Source organism: Anoxybacillus amylolyticus (genome assembly GCF_001634285.1).
Taxonomy (GTDB): Bacteria; Bacillota; Bacilli; order Bacillales; family Anoxybacillaceae; genus Anoxybacteroides; species Anoxybacteroides amylolyticum.
The window spans coordinates 1306053-1328280 of sequence record NZ_CP015438.1; the positions used below are offsets into that span (position 1 = coordinate 1306053).

23 protein-coding genes are annotated in these 22228 nt (G+C 43.4%); 17 read left to right on the forward strand and 6 right to left on the reverse strand.

The window, feature by feature from the left end; translation table 11 throughout:
- Nucleotides 1-67: 67 nt before the first annotated feature.
- From GFC30_RS06690 to GFC30_RS06705, 4 genes are all read left to right on the forward strand, one after another.
- A complete protein-coding gene (locus tag GFC30_RS06690; protein WP_066323463.1) occupies nucleotides 68-1027 on the forward strand; it encodes an NAD(P)H-dependent flavin oxidoreductase in 960 nt (319 codons plus the stop codon).
- Between the two features lie 17 nt (nucleotides 1028-1044).
- Nucleotides 1045-1326, forward strand: coding sequence for a UPF0223 family protein (locus GFC30_RS06695; RefSeq protein WP_066323465.1), 282 nt, complete (start codon nucleotides 1045-1047; stop codon nucleotides 1324-1326).
- A gap of 109 nt (nucleotides 1327-1435) precedes the next feature.
- Nucleotides 1436-1624 (forward strand): hypothetical protein, encoded by a 189-nt coding sequence (locus GFC30_RS06700; RefSeq protein ID WP_066323466.1) that lies wholly within the window; start codon nucleotides 1436-1438, stop codon nucleotides 1622-1624.
- Nucleotides 1625-1749: 125 nt separating this feature from the next.
- Nucleotides 1750-2538, forward strand: a complete 789-nt coding sequence (locus tag GFC30_RS06705) for an inositol monophosphatase family protein (protein ID WP_066323467.1) — start codon at nucleotides 1750-1752, stop codon at nucleotides 2536-2538.
- A 27-nt stretch (nucleotides 2539-2565) separates the two neighbouring features.
- Here the strand turns inward: GFC30_RS06705 and GFC30_RS06710 are convergent, their stop codons facing one another.
- Entirely contained in the window at nucleotides 2566-2751 is a 186-nt protein-coding gene (locus GFC30_RS06710; RefSeq protein WP_066323469.1) for a YlaF family protein, read from the reverse strand.
- A gap of 108 nt (nucleotides 2752-2859) precedes the next feature.
- On the opposite strand from GFC30_RS06710, the gene typA reads away from it, so the two are divergent.
- The 3 genes from typA to GFC30_RS06725 are packed head-to-tail and all read left to right on the forward strand — an operon-like array spanning nucleotide 2860 to nucleotide 5385.
- On the forward strand, nucleotides 2860-4719 hold the full coding sequence (gene typA / locus GFC30_RS06715; protein WP_066323470.1) for a translational GTPase TypA: 1860 nt from the start codon (nucleotides 2860-2862) through the stop codon (nucleotides 4717-4719).
- Nucleotides 4720-4731: 12 nt separating this feature from the next.
- Complete coding sequence (locus tag GFC30_RS06720) at nucleotides 4732-5046, forward strand: YlaH-like family protein (RefSeq protein ID WP_066323471.1); 315 nt, start codon at nucleotides 4732-4734, stop codon at nucleotides 5044-5046.
- Between the two features lie 48 nt (nucleotides 5047-5094).
- Nucleotides 5095-5385 carry a hypothetical protein gene (locus GFC30_RS06725; RefSeq protein WP_066323472.1) on the forward strand — a complete coding sequence of 97 codons (291 nt, stop codon included), beginning with the start codon at nucleotides 5095-5097 and terminating at the stop codon, nucleotides 5383-5385.
- Nucleotides 5386-5415: 30 nt separating this feature from the next.
- On the opposite strand, the gene GFC30_RS06730 is transcribed toward GFC30_RS06725, so the two are convergent.
- On the reverse strand, nucleotides 5416-5616 hold the full coding sequence (locus tag GFC30_RS06730) for a YlaI family protein (RefSeq protein WP_066323474.1): 201 nt from the start codon (nucleotides 5614-5616) through the stop codon (nucleotides 5416-5418).
- Between the two features lie 103 nt (nucleotides 5617-5719).
- Between GFC30_RS06730 and GFC30_RS06735 the strand changes: the two genes are divergently transcribed.
- Nucleotides 5720-6175, forward strand: a complete 456-nt coding sequence (locus GFC30_RS06735; protein WP_066323476.1) for a pyridoxamine 5'-phosphate oxidase family protein — start codon at nucleotides 5720-5722, stop codon at nucleotides 6173-6175.
- Between the two features lie 53 nt (nucleotides 6176-6228).
- Here the strand turns inward: GFC30_RS06735 and GFC30_RS06740 are convergent, their stop codons facing one another.
- Nucleotides 6229-6813 (reverse strand): YhcN/YlaJ family sporulation lipoprotein, encoded by a 585-nt coding sequence (locus tag GFC30_RS06740; protein WP_066323478.1) that lies wholly within the window; start codon nucleotides 6811-6813, stop codon nucleotides 6229-6231.
- Nucleotides 6814-6920: 107 nt separating this feature from the next.
- On the opposite strand from GFC30_RS06740, the gene GFC30_RS06745 reads away from it, so the two are divergent.
- Nucleotides 6921-8273, forward strand: a complete 1353-nt coding sequence (locus GFC30_RS06745; protein ID WP_066323480.1) for a PhoH family protein — start codon at nucleotides 6921-6923, stop codon at nucleotides 8271-8273.
- A gap of 29 nt (nucleotides 8274-8302) precedes the next feature.
- Here GFC30_RS06745 and GFC30_RS06750 read toward each other — a convergent pair whose 3' ends face one another.
- Nucleotides 8303-8800 (reverse strand): hypothetical protein, encoded by a 498-nt coding sequence (locus tag GFC30_RS06750; protein WP_066323482.1) that lies wholly within the window; start codon nucleotides 8798-8800, stop codon nucleotides 8303-8305.
- 183 nt (nucleotides 8801-8983) lie between these two features.
- Here GFC30_RS06750 and GFC30_RS06755 point away from each other — a divergent pair, with 183 nt between their 5' ends.
- From GFC30_RS06755 to pyc, 3 genes are all read left to right on the forward strand, one after another.
- A complete protein-coding gene (locus tag GFC30_RS06755; RefSeq protein ID WP_066327203.1) occupies nucleotides 8984-9271 on the forward strand; it encodes an Fpa/YlaN family protein in 288 nt (95 codons plus the stop codon).
- Nucleotides 9272-9391: 120 nt separating this feature from the next.
- Nucleotides 9392-10609: an FtsW/RodA/SpoVE family cell cycle protein gene (locus GFC30_RS06760; protein WP_066323484.1), complete on the forward strand. Its 1218-nt coding sequence runs from the start codon at nucleotides 9392-9394 to the stop codon at nucleotides 10607-10609.
- Between the two features lie 64 nt (nucleotides 10610-10673).
- Nucleotides 10674-14117, forward strand: coding sequence for a pyruvate carboxylase (pyc, locus tag GFC30_RS06765; RefSeq protein WP_066323486.1), 3444 nt, complete (start codon nucleotides 10674-10676; stop codon nucleotides 14115-14117).
- 111 nt (nucleotides 14118-14228) lie between these two features.
- Here the strand turns inward: pyc and GFC30_RS06770 are convergent, their stop codons facing one another.
- Complete coding sequence (locus tag GFC30_RS06770) at nucleotides 14229-15779, reverse strand: IS1182 family transposase (protein WP_409978502.1); 1551 nt, start codon at nucleotides 15777-15779, stop codon at nucleotides 14229-14231.
- Between the two features lie 136 nt (nucleotides 15780-15915).
- Complete coding sequence (locus GFC30_RS06775) at nucleotides 15916-16863, reverse strand: COX15/CtaA family protein (RefSeq protein WP_066323488.1); 948 nt, start codon at nucleotides 16861-16863, stop codon at nucleotides 15916-15918.
- A gap of 430 nt (nucleotides 16864-17293) precedes the next feature.
- Here GFC30_RS06775 and cyoE point away from each other — a divergent pair, with 430 nt between their 5' ends.
- The 5 genes from cyoE (at nucleotide 17294) to ctaF (ending at nucleotide 22208) form a co-directional block, all read left to right on the forward strand.
- Nucleotides 17294-18217 carry a heme o synthase gene (gene cyoE, locus GFC30_RS06780; RefSeq protein WP_066323490.1) on the forward strand — a complete coding sequence of 308 codons (924 nt, stop codon included), beginning with the start codon at nucleotides 17294-17296 and terminating at the stop codon, nucleotides 18215-18217.
- Between the two features lie 77 nt (nucleotides 18218-18294).
- Complete coding sequence (coxB, locus tag GFC30_RS06785) at nucleotides 18295-19362, forward strand: cytochrome c oxidase subunit II (protein ID WP_066323492.1); 1068 nt, start codon at nucleotides 18295-18297, stop codon at nucleotides 19360-19362.
- A 32-nt stretch (nucleotides 19363-19394) separates the two neighbouring features.
- Complete coding sequence (gene ctaD / locus GFC30_RS06790; RefSeq protein WP_066323497.1) at nucleotides 19395-21251, forward strand: cytochrome c oxidase subunit I; 1857 nt, start codon at nucleotides 19395-19397, stop codon at nucleotides 21249-21251.
- Entirely contained in the window at nucleotides 21251-21871 is a 621-nt protein-coding gene (ctaE, locus tag GFC30_RS06795) for a cytochrome c oxidase subunit III (RefSeq protein WP_066323498.1), read from the forward strand. Before ctaD ends, ctaE begins: the two co-directional genes overlap by 1 nt.
- A 4-nt stretch (nucleotides 21872-21875) precedes the next feature.
- Nucleotides 21876-22208 (forward strand): cytochrome c oxidase subunit IVB, encoded by a 333-nt coding sequence (gene ctaF, locus GFC30_RS06800; RefSeq protein WP_066323499.1) that lies wholly within the window; start codon nucleotides 21876-21878, stop codon nucleotides 22206-22208.
- Nucleotides 22209-22228 lie beyond the last annotated feature (20 nt).

Sequence of the window (22228 nt, forward strand, 5' to 3'; positions counted from 1 at the left end):
TTCATGTGCAGGAAATGAAGCAAGTATTCTCGAAGCATATTATACTTATACATAGGAGGTGTGACAAATGGATTGGAAAACGAGAGTGACGGAGTTATTACAGATTAAATATCCCATTATTCAAGGGGGGCTTGCGTATTTAGCATATGCAGAGCTAGCAGCAGCCGTTTCGAACGCAGGAGGATTAGGGCAAATTACCGCCATGTCGCTCCCGACACCGGAGGCGTTACGCGAAGAAATTCGAAAAGTGCGCGAGAAAACCGACCGACCGTTCGGCGTGAACTTTGCTATCGGACAACACGGACGGCCGTTTTCACATATGCTTGAAGTGGCGATCGAGGAACAAGTGCCAGTCGTGTCCGTGACAGGCGGAAATCCTGCCCCGTTTTTTGAGCAGTTAAAAGGAGTAGACGTAAAGAAACTGGTGCTTGTAGCTGCTGTTCGCCAAGCGGTAAAAGCGGAAGAACTAGGGGCAGATGCCGTGATGGTTGTCGGGCAAGAAGGAGGAGGACATTTAGGAAAATACGATATTGGAACGTTTGTACTGATTCCGAAAGTTGTTGATTCTGTATCGATTCCGGTGATTGCTTCTGGAGGGATTGGAGACGGAAGAGGGCTAATGGCGGCATTATCGCTTGGTGCGGAAGGCATCGAAATGGGCACACGCTTTATTGCAACGCAAGAATGTGTACATGCCCATCCGCTGTACAAAGAGTTGCTTGTAAAAGGTTCGGAAAACGATACCGTTGTTATTAAGAGGAGTTTAGGAGCACCAGGAAGGGCGATTGCGAACGAGTGGACGGAAAAAATTTTGCAAATAGAACAACAAGGTGGAACGTACGAACAATTAAAAGAATACATTAGCGGGGAGGCGAACCGTCGTTTTATTTATGACGGGAAAACGAACGAAGGATTTGCGTGGGCCGGACAAGTGATGGGCTTAATTGATGATGTACCGACTGTTGCAGAATTATTTGCTCGCATGATGAAAGAAGCCGAACAAATTCGCAAACGCTGGGCAAACTAATGGTGGAGGTGATGTAGGTGAATTATTCGTACCCGTTTTCTTATGATTGGACAACGCAAGAAATTATCGATGTGATTAAATTTTTCGAAGCCGTCGAAACGGTCTATGAACATGGAATGGAACGCGAACAGCTAATGAATCTGTACCGTCGGTTTAAAGAAATCGTTCCGAGCAAAAGCGAAGAGAAAAAGTGGTGTGATGAATTTGAAAAAACGAGCGGCTACTCGTCCTATCACGTTGTGAAAAAAGCGAAAGAAGCGAAAAATGGCGAGTGGATTCAGATGACTGAAAAAAATTAGACGAATGCACAAATTTGTTGCATAGCCTCCTTTCCTTACATAATATATATAAACACTATCAGAAAATTTTGTGATTTTCCAAAAGAAAGGGAAAGGGGTGCTTCTGTTAATGAAAAAAACAGTCAATTCGGTAAAACGGACAGACGGCGAAAAGCGGATGGCAGTTCTTAAGCTTGAGTTAGATTATGAGTTGGCAACCCTTTATGATGCGATGATGGAAAATGATGAAGAGAAGAAAAAAGAATGTAAGCGAAAATTAGAAAAGCTACGTCAAGAACTTATGCGTCTTCAACTATAAACAAACGAACTGGCGAACCATATGATACGGTTCGTTTTTTCTTGCAGAATGTGCCAACTTGCACTATTCTAATGTATATTCGTACATAAAAAAATATGATGATTTTTTCGATAGGAGTTGGAAAAATGAATTGGCAACAAATCGATGAATGTGCCCGAGCATGGCTGAAAGAAGCAGGCGCTCGCATTCGAGAAACGTTTGCGCAGCAATTGACGATACAAACGAAATCGAATCGAAAAGATTTAGTTACAAACGTCGACAAAGAAACGGAGCAATTTTTCATTGCACACATAAAAAACAAATTCCCACAACATCGCGTGCTTGGCGAAGAAGGATTTGGCGATGATATAGGGGCATTGGATGGGACGGTTTGGATTATCGACCCGATTGATGGGACGATGAATTTTATCCACCAACAACGAAATTTTGCGATTTCCATTGGCATTTTTCACAATGGCGTCGGTCAACTTGGCTATATTTACGATGTTGTACATGACGAACTATATTCTGCACAAAAAGGAAAAGGCGCATTTTTAAACGACTCTCCCCTTCCACGATTGCAGCCGGTATCTATTTCCGAAGCGATTATTTCGCTAAATACGACGTGGGTGATTGACAATGCCCGCATTGATCCATCTATATTAACGCCGCTTGTGAAAGCCGTGCGCGGGACGCGGTCATACGGTTCGGCAGCGTTAGAAATGGCGTATGTCGCAGCCGGAAGGTTAGATGCGTACATGACGATGCGATTGTCGCCTTGGGATTTTGCTGGGGGGCTTATCATTGTCGAAGAAGTTGGTGGCGTGGTGACAAATATTTATGGTGAACCACTTCAATTGCTTGAACAAAACTCTGTGTTAGTCGCTAAACCAGGACTTCATAAACAAATTGTGAAGCAATATATTCGAAAATAAAATCGGGACAAGCGTTTCATGTCCCGATTATAACATGCCTTTTTCACGCATCCGTTTTTTCGTGATGAATCCGATTCCCATAATAAGCACAAAAGCAACGATAGAAATGATAACGCCGATTGTAATCTGTTCGGCAATAAAAATACCGATTGCCATAATCGACGAAGCAGCCAAAATCGCAAACAACAAAAACACGGGCTGAATCGATTTCATGAAAATCCCCTCTCTCGTCTTCTCTTTTCCTTTTTCAGTTTACAGGAAAACATTCCGCTTTTCTATCCTCTTTATGATATAATAAACGAGCAATTTACGTACAGGAGGATGAAACTGTTGAATGAAGTGAAACGGCGAGAAGATCTTCGGAATATTGCCATTATCGCTCATGTCGATCATGGCAAAACAACGTTAGTCGATCAGTTGTTGCGCCAATCAGGGACGTTCCGTGCAAATGAACAAGTACAAGAACGTGCGCTTGACCGCAATGACTTAGAAAGAGAACGTGGCATTACTATTTTGGCGAAAAACACCGCGATTCATTATAAAGATGCACGCATTAACATTTTAGACACGCCAGGACATGCCGATTTTGGGGGAGAAGTAGAACGGATTATGCGGTTAGTGGACGGGGTGCTGCTTGTTGTTGATGCGTATGAGGGCTGCATGCCGCAGACGCGCTTCGTGCTGAAAAAAGCGCTGGAGCAGCAGTTGACACCGATTGTCGTTGTTAATAAAATTGACCGCGAATTTGCTCGCCCGGAAGAAGTCGTCGATGAAGTCATTGACTTATTTATTGAACTAGGGGCAACAGAAGAACAGCTAGAGTTTCCGGTCGTTTACGCTTCTGCATTAAACGGTACGGCAAGCTTAGACCCCTATCAGCAAGAAAGCGATATGACGGTGCTATTTGAAACGATTATGGAGCACATTCCTGCTCCTGTCGATAACCGAACGGAACCGCTACAATTTCAAGTCGCGCTGCTTGATTATAACGACTATGTCGGTCGAATTGGGATTGGGCGCGTGTTTCGTGGCACGATTAAAGTCGGTCAGCAAGTGGCGTTAATGAAGTTAGATGGGTCGGTGAAGACGTTTCGGGTGACGAAATTGTTTGGCTTCATTGGATTAAAACGCATCGAAATTACGGAAGCAGAAGCTGGGGATATTATTGCTGTTTCAGGAATGGAAGACATTAACGTCGGGGAAACAGTATGCCCGATTGAACATCAAGAGGCGTTGCCAACGTTACGAATTGATGAACCGACGTTAAAAATGACATTTTTAGTGAATAGTAGCCCGTTTGCTGGTCGAGAAGGAAAATACGTCACCGCTCGTAAAATAGAAGAACGGCTTCGCACACAGCTTGAGACCGACGTGAGTTTGCGCGTGGAGCCGACCGAATCGCCGGACGCGTGGATTGTTTCAGGTCGGGGGGAATTGCATTTATCCATTTTAATCGAAAATATGCGGCGTGAAGGGTTTGAGCTACAAGTGTCCAAACCGGAAGTCATTATGAAAGAGGTAGATGGCGTGCTTTGTGAGCCGATGGAGCGCGTGCAAATTGACATTCCGGAAGAGTATACGGGGGCGATTATGGAATCTCTCGGTATGCGTAAAGGGGAAATGGTCGATATGGTCCATCAAGAAAATGGACAAGTCCGCCTTATTTTCCTAGTGCCAGCACGCGGGTTAATCGGCTATCGCACCGAATTTATGTCGTTGACGCGAGGGTACGGCATTTTAAACCATTCATTTGACCATTACGCGCCAGTGCAAAAAGGGTTTGTTGGTGGACGACGCCAAGGGGTGCTTATTTCGATGGAAACGGGCAAGGCGACTGCCTATGGAATTATGCAGATCGAAGACCGCGGCACGATTTTTGTGGAGCCAGGAACAGAAGTGTATGAAGGAATGATTGTTGGGGAGCATACGCGTGAAAACGATTTAGTCGTGAACGTTTGTAAAGTCAAACACGCGACAAATATTCGTTCGGCGACGAAAGAGCAGACGGTGACGATGAAAAAGCCGCGCATCATGACGCTCGAAGAGGCGCTTGAATATTTAAATGACGATGAATATTGTGAAGTGACGCCGCAATCGATTCGCTTGCGCAAGAAGATTTTAGATAAGAACGAGCGTGAGAAGTTAGCGAAGAAAAAGAAAGCGGCGGAACAGGCGAAATAAGGGGGAGATAACATGTTAGAGCGGCTTTCCTTCTTTGCATCGCTATACGAAGTGCATACGAACCCGAAGCAAGGGATGTGGCTGTTGTATATTACAGTGCTCATTTTATCTGCCATTGTGTATCGGCTTGGGTTTGCGAAAAAACTGCCTGTACTAAAAAACGTCATCATTTACGTGCTCTTGGCGTTAGGCTGTACCATTTTAACATTTTTTGCTGTCTTTTTGCCTATTGCGGAAGGGTTAGTTGTCGCCGCGCTTATTTTAACGATTTATAAAATTCGCCTACATCAAGCGAAAAAACAAAATACAAATAACGGTGTTGATTAAAAAAATGCAGTGTTGTGCGGCGCAAACAGAAAATAAGGCGGTGATGGAATGAAGTCATTGCAAGACGCCCTTTATAATTGGCTGACGATTCAAGTCGTTGCCGATGCGCGACCGGAGGACACAGCTGCACAAGACACAGCTGCTTTTTTCCGCGCTATTTTACAAATTGACTTTCACGTTACAGACATAAACGTCGTGAAAGAGGATCTGATGTATACGATTCACTATAAAAAAGAAGGCGAGTGGAAAACGGCGCGTTTTCCGGTAGAATTGATTGAAGTTATGCTTGAACAAATCGAACGAGAGCCTGAGAAATATATTAACTACCCGACGACGTAACAAAAGCACCGTGCATCATGCGCGGTGCTTTTACCAATCTTCGTGCGTCGTTGCGGAACGATAGATGCGAAATTTGCCAGTTGCAAGACGCGCCTTTGTTTTTTCGGCAATTCGTTCATAGCACGTATCGCACATATACGTATGAATCGGGCGGTTGCGTAACCGCTTAGCTAATAACGACTCATCGTCAATGACATTTAGTTGATCGCAAAGAACACATTTTACCCTCATCGCACACCTCATTGCTACATTATGTTTTGATTATATCATTTTTCTTTGCAACTTTGGAGAAAATAGGTATGATAAAATTATCACTATGTAGGAGGTGTTTTTTTTGGCTAATGAGGTAGAACAAACGTTAATTGAGCCGCTTTTTCAAGCGCTACAAAAAGAACGGTTTGTCACGATTGCCACGATTGATCATGAAACGGGCGGACCGAACGTGAGCGCGATTTCGTGGATATATGCACCGAGCGAAAAGCGCCTTTATTTTGCCGTCGATAACCGTTCACGTATCGTGCAAAACATTCAAAAAAACCCATTGGTTGTTATCACGTTAATTGCGAACGAATCGACGTATTCAATTAGCGGAAAAGCACACGTCAAAATCGAGAAAATGGAAGGAGTTCCGCTCAAACTAGCGCTTGTCGAAATCGAGATTACCGAAGTGCGGGATGTCATGTTTTATGGCGCGAAAATTTCTGTCGAGCCGAAGTACGAAAAAACGTACGATGCTCAAGCGGCAGCGAAATTGGACAATCAAGTAATGACCGCCTTAAGAAACGCCTAAAAACAGATGGGATGATTGACCAATAAAAAAGAGCTTAGCCGATGGCTAGGCTCTCATTTATTTAAATAGTCGTTCGACTGTTTATTTTGTCCGTTGTGTAACTGTTTTTCTTCTGTTTTATTCAGTTCGGCGTTATTTTCTTTGGTTGGTGCTGGATTTTTTGTTTGCAGAAAATCGCTAGGGATTTCTGGCATGACACGGCTGACGATAGCCGCCAATTCGTTCATCACTGATTGCACAGGGCGCCCGTTATCTACTTGGCGGGCGATGTTTTTGAACCGTGTATATAAATCAGGATCAGCGATAATGATCGCATTGGCGCCATACGGGTCTTTTTGTAAACTCTCGGCGACGGAATATTTCACCGTTCCGACACGCGAGCGGTCAATGTTATCATTTACATCAATACCGACGACCGCATATTTGCCGACCACAAGAACCGTCGCATCCTCCACGTTTGGGACGCGGTTCGCTAAATCGGCCAAATGGTGAGCAATTTGCTGCCCGGATTTCGTTTGCACCTTTTCGTTGACGGTATTTTTGACTCGGACGAGCGACTCATTAGGGGACCGTTGCTCTCCGATGCTGCAGCTTGTTAAAAGAAAGAAAGCCGCCATAAAAACGTAAAAACGTTTCATCTTTGACACCTCGTTCTGTTTTTAATTTTATTTTGTGGCCAACCTTCTATCTTTATACGTTCCTTCATACTATATAACAACAATCCCGTCCAAAGCGAACATATTAAATGAAATGGGGGCGTGGGAATTTGGGCGATAAAATATATGTGCTCGATACAAATGTGCTCTTACAAGATCCTTATTCTATTTTTTCTTTTGAAGATAACGAAGTCGTTATCCCTGCGGTTGTATTAGAAGAAGTGGATTCAAAAAAACGATATATGGATGAAGTTGGTAGAAATGCGCGGCAAGTATCGAAGTTAATTGATCGTCTGCGCGAAAACGGGAAATTGCATGAAAAAATTTTGCTCGATAACGGAGGCGTACTCCGCATTGAATTAAATCATCGCTCGTTTCAGCAGCTGCAAGATATTTTTGTGGAAAAAACGAATGATAATCGTATTTTAGCAGTCGCGAAAAATTTAGCGCTTGAAGAACAAGAAAAAGAAGATGGTCGCTCGGTCATTTTAGTAAGCAAAGATGCTCTCGTTCGTGTCAAAGCAGACGCAATTGGTTTGCAAGCAGAAGATTTTTTAAACGATCGAGTGGTTGATATTGAGCATATTTACACTGGATTTTTAGAGCTATATATTCATACGGAACATTTAAGCCGTTTTTATGAAAAAGGGGAGCTCGTGCTCTCGGAAATTGCCAATCACCCGTTTTATCCGAACCAATTTATCATTATGAAAGATGCGCTTGGCAGTTCGTCTTCTGCTGTCGGCATTGTTGACCATACAGGGAAAAAAGTGAAGAAGCTCACGTTTCCTCATGAGCATGTTTGGGGAATCCGTCCGCGTAACGTCCAACAAACGATGGCATTTGAATTGTTAATGCGCGAAGACTTGCCGCTCGTTACATTAATTGGGAAGGCAGGCACAGGAAAAACGCTGCTGGCGTTAGCTGCTGGGCTCATGCAGACAGAAGATCTCGGTAAATACAAAAAGCTACTTGTTGCGCGCCCAATTGTCCCTGTCGGCAAAGATATCGGCTTTTTGCCGGGGGAAAAACAAGAAAAACTACGTCCATGGATGCAGCCGATTTTCGATAATTTGGAGTATTTATTTAACACGAAAAAACCGGGGGAACTTGATGCGATTTTAGCCGGGATGAGTTCCATTGAAGTAGAGGCACTTACGTATATACGCGGTCGCAGTTTGCCGGAGCAGTTTATTATTATAGACGAGGCGCAAAATTTAACGAAGCATGAAGTGAAAACCATTTTAACGCGCGTTGGGGAAAAGAGCAAAATTATTTTAATGGGCGATCCAGAACAAATCGATCATCCATATTTAGATGAATACAACAACGGGTTAACGTATGTCGTTGAAACATTTAAAGACCAAAAAATTGCTGGGCATGTTCGGTTGATTAAAGGGGAGCGTTCGGGATTGGCGCAGTTGGCCGCTGATTTATTGTAGGCTGTCCTAGTTGGACAGCCTCGTTGTCGCTAGCGAACGATGAATTGCCGGACGTGTGTAATCGGTTGCTCTCGGTTAGAGCCGTCGCCGAAATAAAGATGAATAGGTCCGTCTTCTTTTATCGGTTTTCCTTCTTTTGAAAAACAAAGGATGACGTCGTACGCTTTTTCAATCGGGATTTCAACATCGCCGTTTTCCGTGGCGATGACGAACGTTGTTGCATCTGGAAGCACCTCAGCGTTTTGTAAAAACGGAGCAAGCCGCATGATAAACGTTCCGGTAAGTAGTTTTTCTTTAGCAAACGTTTTCTCTGTTTTTAACGTTGGTGGAAAGACGGCTCCTTCTTGAATTTCGCGATCCCAATATGCAGATATTTTTTGAATATCTTCCTCTTCTTTCGTTTGATCAACGGGAGTTCCAGAAAAATACGCCTCTAGCTCTACTTTCCGATCATCAAAAATCCAGACGCTAGGGTCGAGCGTAATCGGAAATTTCACTTTTCCTTTAATTGGAATAATACGATCCACTCTGTCTCCCTCCTTTCTTCCATATTTCCCTTTGTTTTAAGCAGCGAAAAATGACACTATTTTTAGTATAATGATAAGTAAAGGATTTGTCATGTGAAAGCGGTGGCAATGGTTTCGTCTTGCAAAATTTCTCGATTCACGATAAGATTTAAAGAAGGATTAGGGGAGAACGGAGGGATCAACGTGACGGACGAAACGATTAATTATCGTGAAAAAGCGTACGCGCTTCTAAAAGCGGATGCGGATAAAATTGTGAAACTCATTCAAGTACAACTGGACAATTTAACGATGCCCCAGTGTCCTCTCTATGAAGAAGTGCTCGACACGCAAATGTTCGGACTATCGCGGGAAATCGACTTTGCTGTTCGCTTAGGGCTTGTCGATGACAAGGAAGGAAAAGCACTTCTTGACTCGTTAGAACGGGAGTTGTCCGTGCTTCATGAAGCTTCAACAAAAAAACGCGTACGATAACGATAACTAACTCAAACGGTTGAAGATAGCACCAATCGTTTGAGTTTTTGTGTTTTTAGAAGGAAAATAAAAATGGGATGCGAAATAGTATAAGTACAACATCAGTAAGGAAGAGGGAAGATGGAGAAACAACTCATTCGAAACATCATGAAATCATACGACTATCCGCTCATTATTTCTGTTTGGATGTTAGCGATTTTTGGCTTAATTATGGTGTATAGCTCCAGTATGGTGTCAGCTGTAACACGATTTGGTGTACCGAGCGATTATTTTTATGAAAAGCAAAAACTATGGCTTATCGCTTCTGTGGCGTTCTTCCTCCTTTCAGCGATAATCCCTTACAAAATATTGTTAAGAAAAAAAGTGGTAAAAGTAATTTTTGTTATTTCTCCGTTGATGCTCATTGCTGTTGATTTCATTGGTCATACAGCTAATAACGCGACTAGCTGGTTTAGATTTGGTTTTTTTAGTGTACAGCCAGCAGAGCTTGTGAAACTCGGTTTGATTGTTTATTTAGCAGCAGCATTTGCCAATAAGCAAAGAAGAATGGAGCAATCAATAAAAGGGCAGCTATTCCCTATTTACTATACGCTAGGCATTTGTTTTTTAATAGCAATTCAGCCTGATTTCGGGACAGCGATGATTGTGTTGTTGATTGCGTCGTGCATTATTTTATCGTCGGGACTAAAGTTTCGTCTTCTTTTTAAGCAAGTATTATTTTTTGGAATAATTGCTTTAGCCTGTGCGCCGTTTACCCTTCCGTTTATTTGGGACAAAATTTTTTCGAAAGAAAGAATTTCGCGTATTTATGGGTTTTTAGATCCATTTAAATATAGCGATGACGCAGGATTTCAACTGGTGAATTCGTATTTAGCCATCGGTCTAGGTGGATTAAAGGGTGTTGGTCTAGGCAAAAGTATTCAAAAATACGGGTATTTGCCGGAATCACATACCGATTTTATTATGGCCATTATTGCGGAAGAGCTAGGGTTATTTGGTGTCGCATTTGTGCTATTACTGTTAGCATTTATTGTGTTACGCGGGCTTTACATTGCTCGAAAATGTGATGATGCGTTCGGCAGTTTGCTTGCGATTGGCATTTCTTCGATGATTGGCATTCACACGTTTATTAACATCGGAGGAGTGACAGGATTAATTCCAATCACAGGGGTGCCACTTCCGCTTGTAAGTTATGGAGGGTCAGCGCTTGTGCTGTTTATGACATCGCTAGGTGTACTGGTGAATATATCGATGTTTACGAAGTATGAGGCGAAGTATAAACACGTACATAAAGAGAAAATTATAAAAAAACAATCAGAAAAAGGTCTGACTTTTTAGAAAATGTATTTACAAAAGTGACAAACCGTTATAGTTTTATTAGAAAGGAGGAGAGGAAGAACAAATGAACACGCAAAACATTCAGAAAGTATTAGTAGCAAATCGAGGCGAAATTGCCATTCGCGTTTTTCGTGCCTGCAACGAATTAGGAATTCGTACGGTTGCGATTTATTCAAAAGAAGATGCAGGTTCTTACCACCGGTACAAAGCTGATGAAGCGTATTTAGTGGGGGAAGGAAAAAAGCCGATTGAAGCGTACTTAGACATTGAAGGAATCATTGCCATTGCGAAAGCACATGATGTCGATGCGATTCATCCTGGGTACGGATTTCTTTCGGAAAATATTCAGTTTGCGAAGAGGTGTCGTGAAGAAGGGATTATTTTTATCGGACCGAACGAAGAACATTTGGAGATGTTCGGTGATAAAGTAAAAGCACGCCATCAAGCAGAACTAGCAGGAATCCCTGTCATTCCGGGGAGCGATGGACCGGTACATAGTCTAGAGGAAGTCGTTCGGTTTGGCGAAAAATACGGCTATCCAATCATTATTAAAGCAGCTTTAGGGGGCGGCGGTCGCGGCATGCGTATCGTTCGTTCGAAAGCGGAAGTAAAAGAAGCGTATGAACGTGCAAAATCAGAAGCGAAAGCCGCGTTTGGAAGCGAGGATGTGTACGTCGAAAAGTTGATTGAGCGTCCGAAACATATTGAAGTGCAAATTTTAGGCGACTACGAAGGCAATATTGTTCATCTGTACGACCGGGACTGTTCCGTGCAGCGCCGTCATCAAAAAGTCGTCGAGATTGCTCCAAGCGTGTCGCTTTCGGATAAGCTTCGTCATGAAATTTGTGATGCAGCTGTGAAGCTGATGAAAAACGTTGGCTATGTTAATGCAGGGACGGTTGAATTTCTCGTCTCTGGCGAGGAATTTTACTTCATCGAAGTGAACCCCCGCATCCAAGTGGAGCATACGATTACGGAAATGATTACTGGCATTGATATCGTCCAGTCACAAATTTTAATTGCTGAGGGATACGCTCTTCATAGCGAACAAGTCGGCATTCCGAAACAAGAAGAGATTCGTATTAACGGCTATGCAATCCAATCACGGGTCACAACCGAAGATCCACTAAATAATTTTATGCCAGATACCGGAAAAATTATGGCGTATCGTTCTGGGGGCGGCTTCGGAGTGCGGTTAGATGCAGGAAATAGCTTCCAAGGAGCGGTTATTACGCCATATTATGATTCATTGCTTGTGAAATTGTCGACATGGGCGTTGACGTTTGAACAAGCGGCGCGCAAAATGTTGCGCAACTTGCGCGAATTTCGGATTCGTGGCATAAAAACGAACATTCCGTTTTTAGAAAACGTCGTTCAGCACCCGAAGTTTTTATCGGGAGAGTACGATACATCGTTTATTGACACAACGCCAGAATTGTTCGTGTTCCCAAGACGGAAAGACCGTGGGACGAAAATGTTAACTTATATCGGAAATGTGACGGTAAATGGTTTTCCGGGAATTGGAAAGAAGAAAAAACCCGTGTTTGAAAAGCCGCGTATTCCAAAAGTTGATCAATTGTCGCCAATCGAAAGCGGGACGAAACAGCTTTTAGACGAACGTGGGGCAGAAGGACTTGTCCGTTGGATTAAAGAGCAAAATCGAGTGCTATTGACCGACACGACGTTCCGGGATGCACACCAGTCTCTGTTGGCAACGCGCGTACGGACGACTGATTTATTGCATATTGCTGAACCGACGGCACGGCTATTGCCGAACTTGTTCTCGCTGGAAATGTGGGGAGGAGCTACCTTCGATGTTGCGTACCGCTTTTTGAAGGAAGATCCTTGGGATCGTTTATTAAAATTACGTGAGCGCATCCCGAATGTCCTTTTCCAAATGTTGCTTCGATCGGCGAACGCCGTTGGGTACAAAAACTATCCGGATAACGTCATTCGGGAGTTTGTGGAGAAATCGGCGCAAGCAGGTATTGACGTTTTTCGCATTTTTGACAGCTTAAACTGGGTAAAAGGAATGGGCGTCGCGATTGATGCGGTTCGGCAAACAGGAAAAATCGCCGAGGCGGCGATTTGCTATACGGGTGATATTCTAGACCCGTCCCGTCCGAAATATAACTTAGATTATTACAAATCGTTGGCAAAAGAGTTAGAAGCAGCAGGTGCCCATATTTTAGCAATTAAAGATATGGCTGGTTTATTAAAGCCGCAAGCAGCCTATGTGCTTATTTCTGCGTTAAAAGAAACGGTGGATATTCCGATTCATCTTCATACCCATGATACGAGTGGTAACGGTATTTACATGTATGCGAAAGCAATTGAAGCAGGTGTGGATATTGTCGATGTTGCCGTTAGTTCAATGGCGGGGCTAACGTCACAGCCGAGTGCTAATACGCTTTATTATGCGCTTGAAGGAATGGAGCGTGCGCCGGAAGTTAACATTGATGGGCTTGAACAACTCGCTCGTTATTGGGAAGATGTGCGTAAATATTATCATGAATTTGAAAGCGGCATGAATGCTCCGCATACGGAAGTGTATCGCCATGAAATGCCTGGTGGACAGTATAGCAATTTGCAACAACAAGCGAAAGCAGTCGGGCTTGGCGACCGTTGGGACGAAGTAAAAGAGATGTATCGCCGCGTCAACGACATGTTCGGCGATATTGTGAAAGTGACGCCATCTTCGAAAGTAGTGGGCGATATGGCGCTTTATATGGTACAAAATAACTTAACGGAAAACGATATTTTCGAGCGCGGGGAAACGCTTGATTTCCCTGATTCGGTTGTCGAATTGTTTGAAGGGTATTTAGGGCAAATGCCGGGCGGGTTCCCGAAAGAGTTGCAGCGCATTATTTTAAAAGGGCGCGAACCGATTACTGTCCGTCCAGGAGAATTGTTAGAGCCGGTTGATTTTGAAAAATTGAAAGGAGAATTGTTCCATAAATTAGGAAGACAAGTGACGGACTTTGATGCGCTTGCTTACGCTCTTTATCCGAAAGTATTTCTTGAATATACGGAAACTGTTGAAAAATTCGGCGACATTTCTGTTCTCGATACGCCAACATTCCTTTACGGGATGAGGCTTGGAGAAGAAATTGAAGTGGAAATTGAAAAAGGAAAAACGTTGATTGTTAAATTGGTTGCTATCGGTCAACCGCAAGCGGATGGAACATGCATCGTCTACTTTGAATTAAACGGTCAGCCGCGCGAAATCGTCATTCGGGATGAAAGTATTAAAACGGCGGTTGCACAACGAATTAAAGCTGATAAAAACGACCCGAACCATATTGCGGCAACGATGCCAGGAACGGTAGTGAAAGTGCTTGTCGAACCGAACGAGAAAGTCAATAAAGGCGATCATTTAATGATTACCGAAGCGATGAAAATGGAAACAACGGTACAAGCGCCGTTTTCAGGGATTGTTAAAGATATTTATGTAAAAAACGGTGATGCCATTCAAACGGGCGACTTATTAATTGAATTAACGAAATAAAAGAGGCTGACCCAAAAGTCCGCTAAAAAGCGGACTTTTGGAGTCAGTTTTCTTTACTTTTACATATTTTGTTAAATAAAAGGGCGATTCGCCCCCTTTTGTTTCCATTGTTTATGCCGCTAAGGACCGTTGTTTGTCCTTAGCGGCTTTCTTGAGGAGATTATGGGCAACGCAAATAAGCCCCCATTCTATGGAAATTTTTTGGAGGCCTCGGAGGACAAAGCGACGAAATCCGCGATTTTGCTTGATTTGCCCAAACACACTCTCAATGTCGGTTTGGCGTTGGCGGTATCGTGCTTGTCCTTCTTCACTTTCCAGTCGTTCACGAGCCTTCTGTTTCTGTTCGTGATAGACGGGATTCCATTGCGTTGTACGTCCATACTTGGAAGTTGTGCAGACCGAGCGGAACGGACACCCTTCGCATTCGTGGCATTGGTAGTGCTGGATGACCGAAGTATACCCAGATTCTGTGGTCTGCTTCGAAGTTCCTATACGGACCAGTTTTTTCCCGTTCGCACAAATCCAAACGTCCTCTTCTTTCTTGTATGTCCAATTCTGTGGATGGTGCGGGTTCTTCTTGACCTTGCGTGTGTTCTCTTTCTCATACGTGTTGTACTTGATAAACGCGGAAATGTTTTTCTCTTCGAGTTTCACGTAATTTTCCTCGGAACCATAGACAGCGTCAGCGGTCACGCGTTTTGGTACTACCCCATATTTCTCTCGAACCGTCTCTAGGTGTGGCAGAAGACAACGAGTATCGCCGGGTCTCTGGTGAAGCGAATACCCCAGAACGAACTGATCGGAAGAACCCACTTGTACGTTATAAGCCGGCTTCAGTTGGCCGTTGCGCATGTGGTTCTCCTTCAAACGCATAAACGTCGCATCCGCATCCGTTTTGGAATAGCTGTTGCGGTCCCCGCATACTTGGAGTTGGTGTTCGTACTTTTCACTGCGAGGCAAGTAGTCTTCCTTCATCTTCTTGACGGCCTTCTTCAACGGTTGGTTGTCCGGCTCGGCCTCCAAACGTTTTTCCCACTCCTCGGTTTTCTTTCGGATTTCTTTTGAAGTAAAAGCAGGGGAAGCGTCGATTTCTTCCGCATTTTCTTCTTCCACGATCGCATCGATCTGGGCGATGAGCTGATCCACATTGGCTTGTAATTTCTCTTGGTATTTCTCGGCGGATTTCCGCCAAACGAACGTGTATCGGTTGGCATTCGCTTCAATTTTCGTCCCATCTACGAAATAGTCTTCCATGTTGACATAGCCGTCCGCGACAAGCAGGGTGATCATTTCTCGGAACAAGTCGTCAATCAGCCCTTTCATCCGTTCGGAGCGAAATCGATTGATGGAACGGAAGTCCGGCTTTTGAAACCCACTCAACCACATGAGGGGAAGATGTACTTCTAATTGTCGAGCAATTTCTCGGCCATGATACATTTTTTGGGTGTACGCGTAGAGGATAATTTTCGTCATCATTTTTGGATGATAAGAAGAGGTACCGCCGCCTTTATAGTAAGGAAGAAACGTCTCCATCGGGATGCGCTCGACCATCTCGTGAACCACGTGAGCCATATTATCCGGTGGAATGAGATCGGCAATATGGCTTGGCAACGTGAGGTTATCCATGGTATACTCTTTAAAAGAAATATGATGATGTTTCATAAAAGAATCGCTCCTTTTCCGGTGATAGTTGTTGTGGTGACTCTATTCTACCAGAAAAAAGGGCGATTCTTCTATTTTGGTGTAAAAAAAATCGGGCTAATCCCAAAACGCATTCGCGTTTTGGGTCAGCCCCCTTTTATTTCGCATTTTTAGACGTATGGTTCGCGGACGTCGACACATACTGTTCGTTTCGTTTGCTACGGATGGCAAGAAGAAGTAAGTAGCTTAGTACGCCAAATAAGCATGAAATGAAAAAGGCGTGTGCTAATGCAATAAATAAGTTCAACTGCGTAAAAACGATTAATGCACCGGTTGTCATTTGCAGTAAAACAAGTATAAGCGAAACAATCCATCCCCAATAAATGACGCGCTGATGTTTATGGTATTTCACCGCGCGGATCGTGGCGATGAGAATCCAAACAATAATCAATCCAGCAGCTAGTCTATGCCCCATTTGTACCCATTCATGAAGCTGAACGGGGAAAGGGCGCGAACGCGAGCACAGCGGCCAGCTCGGGCATGCCAAACTTGCTTGTTTATGGCGTACAAGTGCTCCTGTATAGACGACGACATAACAATATGCAATGATTCCATAGATGTGCTGCTTCATTTTTCCATCGAGCACTAGTGATTCTGCATCAAACTTTTTGTCAATCTCAAAAATTAATAGCGTCAATAAAAACACAGACGCAAACGAGATGAGTGAGATACCAAAATGCAAAGCAAGCACAAAATCAGATTGCCCCCAGACGACTGCTGCTGCCCCAATCACCCCTTGAAGGACAAGAAAAACAAAAGAAACCGTGGCCAAAAATTTTGTTTCCCGAATGTGGCCGATTGCCCGCCATGACCAGACGGATAAAACAAGTACTAAGAAGCCGGCAAGTCCGGACACTAGCCGATGGCTAAGCTCAATCACTAACTCTGGCGTAATATCGGATGGGACAAGTTCCCCGTTGCAAAGCGGCCAAGAGCGTCCGCATCCCATTCCGGAACCAGTTTTTGTGACGAGCGCACCACCGATTAGCACAAACAACATCGCAACCGTTGTCACTACCGCAAACCATTTTAACGTGCGTTGCAAAATTCTTCACCTACTTGTGTTGGAAAGTAATTATTTTGGCAATAATCTTGTAAAGTATACGTTTATCTTACACGAAACAAGCCTGTAGGGCAATTTCGACAACAAACAACATTATTTTACAACATGATAAAAGTAAAAAACAAATAAACGTTTATTATTGTGAAAAATATTGAATCTTATTCAAGAGTTTGCTAGAAATATTAATGGACAGATAAAAAAACGGATGTTTTCGCCATTTTTTTGACACAAATTGTTCAAAAAAAGTTCACATTTAGACAAAGAAATGTGATTTAATATATAGAGAAAGGAACTTTATGACTTATATTAACCATAAAAAATGTGTTAAAATACATTAGGATCTATTTTATCGTTGTAAACGTATTCATGTTACCTTCCGTTTCGCAAAGCAACGGAGGAAGGAGGAAGAAAAATGACGAATGAAACAGCTTCTTCGATTGAAGTTGACGAAAAAACGGGAAAACTGTCAGTAGCAGCTATTTGGAAAGATGTTCTTTCCGTTGTCAAAATTGGGATTGTTAATTCTAATTTAATTACGACATTCACTGGATTGTGGCTAGCGTTTTATTATATGGGAGAAGGTTTTTTAGAAAACCTTCAAACTGTCTTTTTTACGTTGTTCGGCTCTGCTCTTATCATTGCGGGAGCTTGTGCGTTGAACAACTTCATTGACCGCGATATTGATCATTTGATGGAACGAACGAAAAAGCGACCAACTGTTAAAGGGACGATGGAGCCAAAACATGTACTATGGTTTGGTATTTTGTTGACAGTAATTGGAACACTCAGTTTGTTAATGACGACAGTAACAGCTGCCATCGTTGGGCTTATTGGAGTAATCACTTATGTATTTTTATATACGATGTGGTCGAAACGGAATAATACATTAAATACGGTCATTGGCAGTGTTTCTGGTGCAGTTCCACCGGTTATTGGTTGGACGGCGGTCGATCCGCATTTTCACATCGTGCCACTCGTATTGTTTTTATTAATGTTTTTATGGCAACCGCCGCACTTTTTAGCGCTTGCGATGAAGCGATGCGAGGAATATCGTAAAGCGGGAATCCCGATGTTGCCGGTCGTGCATGGGTTTGCGATTACGAAACGGCAAATTGTCGTATGGGTGGCTTGTTTGTTGCCGCTTCCGTTTTATTTATTTCCGCTTGGAAAGGCATTTCTCGTCATTGCCACGTTGCTAAACATTGGTTGGCTTGCATTAGGACTATATGGATTTAAGATGAAAGATGATCTAAAGTGGGCGAAGTGGATGTTCGTCTACTCCTTAAACTATTTGACGATTTTATTTGTTACGATGGTCATCGCGGCCATTGATTAATGGGTTTAAAATTCTTTCACTTCTTTAGAGAAAGAATTCATATATTATTTAAATTGAAAGAGGGGTTTGATTAGGCTATGAAGAAATGGCTACTGAATTGGCGCTTATTTTCTCTTTTTAGTGTAATGGCGCTTCTGTTAGCTGGTTGCGGCAAGCCGTTTTTGTCGACACTTCAGCCGGCCGGCGAAGTAGCAGATATGCAGTATTCGCTCATGCTGCTTAGCACAGCCATTATGGTTCTCGTTATTATTGTTGTAACGATTATCTTCGTGTACGTCGTTGTTCGCTTCCGACAACGCAAAGGCGAAGAAAAGAAAATTCCAAAGCAAGTGGAAGGAAGCCACACGTTAGAAATTGTGTGGACAGTCATCCCGATCATTTTGCTCATCATTTTAGCTGTTCCGACAGTGTCAGCCACGTTCAAACTTGCTGATGTGAAGCCAATGAATAAAGAGAAGCGCGATAAACATACGGTGGTTGTCAACGTACGCGCAAATCTTTATTGGTGGGAGTTTGAATACCCTGACTACGGTATTATTACAAGCCAAGAGCTAGTCGTTCCAACGAACGAACGGGTGTATTTTAACTTAAAAGCTTCCGACGTAAAGCACTCTTTCTGGATTCCAGCTGTCGGTGGAAAAATGGATACGAACACAGACAACAAAAACCAGTTTTGGTTAGAATTCGATCAAAAAGCGACGGATAAAGCAGGCGGCATTTTCTACGGAAAATGTGCAGAGCTTTGTGGTCCATCGCACGCATTGATGGATTTCAAAGTAAAACCGCTTCCGCGCGCCGACTTTGATCAGTGGGTAGAAAAAATGAAAAACGCAAAACCAGTAGTGACAGATTCAGTCGCAAAAGAAGGGGAAGCGATTTTTAACAAAAGCTGTATCGGCTGCCATGCAGTCAGCCCAGTGGACAAACGTCCAGAACAAGCACGGACAGCGCCAAACTTAGCAAACTTTGGCGATCGTACACGCATTGCTGGTATTTTAGATCATAATGAAGAAAACTTAAAGAAATGGTTAAAAGATCCGAATAGTGTAAAGCCTGGCAATAAAATGGCGGGTACATATGGCAACTTAACGGATGACCAAATCAACGCACTAACGAAATATTTAATGAGCTTGAAGGTTGAGTAAAGGGGATTTATATCAGAAAGGGAGGTAACATTGTGAGTACAGTAGCTCGTAAAAAGAGCCTAATATGGGACTACTTAACGACGGTCGATCATAAAAAAATCGCCATTTTGTATTTAATTGCAGGCGGCTTTTTCTTCCTCGTTGGTGGTCTAGAAGCTCTATTTATCCGGATTCAGCTTGCGAAGCCGAATAACGATTTTTTAGTTGGCGGTTTGTACAACCAAGTGTTAACAATGCACGGTACAACCATGATTTTCTTAGCGGCGATGCCGCTTGTGTTTGCAATGATGAACGCGGTTGTGCCAATTCAAATTGGCGCACGCGATGTTGCGTTTCCATTTTTGAACGCACTAGGCTTTTGGCTCTTCTTCTTTGGAGGAGTATTCCTTAACTGTTCATGGTTTTTAGGCGGAGCCCCAGATGCAGGCTGGACATCGTATGCATCGCTGTCGCTTGAATCGCCAGGGCACGGAATTGACTTTTATGTTTTAGGATTGCAAATTTCAGGTTTCGGTACGTTAATGGGTGGGATTAACTTCCTTGTCACAATCATTAATATGCGTGCTCCTGGAATGACATATATGCGCATGCCGATGTTTACATGGGCAACGTTTGTTACATCTGCGCTTATTTTGTTCGCATTCCCACCACTTACGGTTGGCTTAATTTTCATGATGATGGACCGTTTGTTTGGCGGAAACTTCTATCATCCAGCAGCAGGTGGTAATACAATTATTTGGGAACACCTTTTCTGGATTTTCGGTCACCCAGAAGTATATATTTTAGTGTTGCCAGCGTTCGGGATTTTCTCGGAGATTTTCGCAACGTTCTCGCGCAAACGGCTATTCGGTTATTCGTCAATGGTGTTTGCAACAGTGTTAATCGGCTTTTTAGGGTTTATGGTGTGGGCGCACCATATGTTTACAGTTGGAATGGGGCCGATTGCGAACGCGATTTTTGCGGTAGCAACAATGGCAATTGCCGTTCCAACAGGCATTAAAATTTTCAACTGGCTCTTTACGATGTGGGGCGGAAATATTCGTTTCACAACGCCAATGATGTATGCGGTTGCGTTTATCCCATCGTTCGTTATGGGCGGAGTAACAGGGGTCATGAACGCAGCGGCAGCAGCAGACTATCAATATCATGACAGCTATTTCGTTGTCGCGCACTTCCACTACGTCATTGTGGGTGGGGTTGTGTTTGCACTATTAGCAGGTGCACACTACTGGTGGCCAAAAATGTTTGGCAAAATGTTAAACGAAACGCTTGGAAAAGTTACATTCTGGTTATTTTTCACAGGATTCCATTTAACGTTCTTTATCCAACATTTCCTTGGCTTAATGGGAATGCCACGGCGCGTCTTTACGTACTTGCCTGGTCAAGGATTTGAAACAGGAAACATGATTAGTACTGTTGGAGCCTTTTTCATGGCAGCAGCAACAATTGTACTTTTAATCAACGTCATTATGACGTCCATTAAAGGACCAAAGGCAGAGGCAGACGCATGGGGAGACGGACGCACGCTTGAGTGGGCAGTGGCTTCTCCGCCGCCAGAATATAACTTTGCCCAAACTCCGCTTGTGCGCGGGTTAGATGCGTACTGGATTGAGAAGATGGAAGGCAAAAAAGGCTTGACGCCAGCAGAGCCACTTGGGGATATCCATATGCCAAACTCTTCAATTTTGCCGTTCGTTATTTCGCTTGGGTTGTTTATTGCTGCGTTCGGCTTTATGTATCATAATCAAAAGGCTTGGGGCTTACCAGTTGGCATCATTGGTCTATTGATTACGCTTGGTTCGATGTTCTTGCGTTCCGTCATCGATGATCATGGCTTCCATATCCATAAAGAAGAAGTGCTTGAGGCAGAAAAGGGGGTTAAGGCATAATGCACGTTGAAGAAAAATTGACAGCAGAAACGTTTCCTGCGTCACCCGAAAAAGCCACCCTCGAAGGGAAAAATAAATTTTTAGGTTTTTGGTTATTCTTAGGGGGAGAGACGGTTCTCTTCGCCTCCCTCTTCGCTACGTATTTAGCGTTGCGAGATAAAACAGCTGGTGGTCCACCGGCGCACGAGTTGTTCCGTATGCCACTCGTTTTTGTGGCAACGATGCTTCTTTTAACGAGCAGTTTAACGAGTGTGTACGCGATTTATCACATGAAAAACTTTGATTTTAAAAAAATGCAGCTTTGGTTTGGCATTACGGTGCTTCTAGGTGCAGGCTTTTTAGGGCTTGAGATTTTCGAGTTCAATGAGTACGTTCACGAAGGCCATGTATTTACGAAAAGTGCATTTGCCTCTTCGTTCTATACGCTAGTTGGTACGCACGGTGGTCACGTCGCGTTCGGCTTGCTTTGGATTTTAACACTTATGATTCGCAACGCGAAACGAGGCTTAAACTTATACAACGCACCGAAGTTTTACGTCGCCAGCTTATATTGGCACTTTATTGACGTTGTATGGGTGTTCATCTTTACGGTTGTATATTTAATGGGAATGGTGGGGTGATTGTATGGCGAATCAAATGAATACAGGAAACCCGCATGTTGATTTAGCGTACCGTCGCAAAAAAAATGCGGAAGAAATGAAACACCAAGTCATTTCATTTGTACTAATGATTGCATTGACGCTTATTGCGTTTTTTGCCGTCGGGTATAACGAGTTTTCACATTGGTTTTCTGTTCCATTCATTTTGCTTCTTGCCGTTGTGCAAGTAGCGTTTCAGCTGTATTACTTCATGCATATGAGCCATAAAGGTCATGAACTTCCATCGCTTTTCATTTATGGTGGTGTGCTCGTTGCGTTTGTTACAGTTTGGGCGTTTATGACGGTTGTTTGGTGGTAATAAAAAAGGAAATCAGCGGG

What these genes read in the sequence shown, in the direction of transcription:
- ctaF (WP_066323499.1), top strand. Translation starts at nt 21,876, where the DNA reads ATGGCGAATCAAATGAATACAGGAAACCCGCATGTTGATTTAGCGTAC.
- coxB (WP_066323492.1), top strand. Translation starts at nt 18,295, where the DNA reads ATGAAGAAATGGCTACTGAATTGGCGCTTATTTTCTCTTTTTAGTGTA.
- cyoE (WP_066323490.1), top strand. Translation starts at nt 17,294, where the DNA reads ATGACGAATGAAACAGCTTCTTCGATTGAAGTTGACGAAAAAACGGGA.
- GFC30_RS06760 (WP_066323484.1), top strand. Translation starts at nt 9,392, where the DNA reads ATGGAGAAACAACTCATTCGAAACATCATGAAATCATACGACTATCCG.
- GFC30_RS06720 (WP_066323471.1), top strand. Translation starts at nt 4,732, where the DNA reads ATGTTAGAGCGGCTTTCCTTCTTTGCATCGCTATACGAAGTGCATACG.
- GFC30_RS06710 (WP_066323469.1), bottom strand. Translation starts at nt 2,751, where the DNA reads ATGAAATCGATTCAGCCCGTGTTTTTGTTGTTTGCGATTTTGGCTGCT.
- GFC30_RS06740 (WP_066323478.1), bottom strand. Translation starts at nt 6,813, where the DNA reads ATGAAACGTTTTTACGTTTTTATGGCGGCTTTCTTTCTTTTAACAAGC.
- GFC30_RS06730 (WP_066323474.1), bottom strand. Translation starts at nt 5,616, where the DNA reads ATGAGGGTAAAATGTGTTCTTTGCGATCAACTAAATGTCATTGACGAT.
- pyc (WP_066323486.1), top strand. Translation starts at nt 10,674, where the DNA reads ATGAACACGCAAAACATTCAGAAAGTATTAGTAGCAAATCGAGGCGAA.
- typA (WP_066323470.1), top strand. Translation starts at nt 2,860, where the DNA reads ATGAAACTGTTGAATGAAGTGAAACGGCGAGAAGATCTTCGGAATATT.
- GFC30_RS06700 (WP_066323466.1), top strand. Translation starts at nt 1,436, where the DNA reads ATGAAAAAAACAGTCAATTCGGTAAAACGGACAGACGGCGAAAAGCGG.
- GFC30_RS06770 (WP_409978502.1), bottom strand. Translation starts at nt 15,779, where the DNA reads ATGAAACATCATCATATTTCTTTTAAAGAGTATACCATGGATAACCTC.
- GFC30_RS06690 (WP_066323463.1), top strand. Translation starts at nt 68, where the DNA reads ATGGATTGGAAAACGAGAGTGACGGAGTTATTACAGATTAAATATCCC.
- GFC30_RS06705 (WP_066323467.1), top strand. Translation starts at nt 1,750, where the DNA reads ATGAATTGGCAACAAATCGATGAATGTGCCCGAGCATGGCTGAAAGAA.
- GFC30_RS06725 (WP_066323472.1), top strand. Translation starts at nt 5,095, where the DNA reads ATGAAGTCATTGCAAGACGCCCTTTATAATTGGCTGACGATTCAAGTC.
- GFC30_RS06745 (WP_066323480.1), top strand. Translation starts at nt 6,921, where the DNA reads ATGAAATGGGGGCGTGGGAATTTGGGCGATAAAATATATGTGCTCGAT.
- ctaE (WP_066323498.1), top strand. Translation starts at nt 21,251, where the DNA reads ATGCACGTTGAAGAAAAATTGACAGCAGAAACGTTTCCTGCGTCACCC.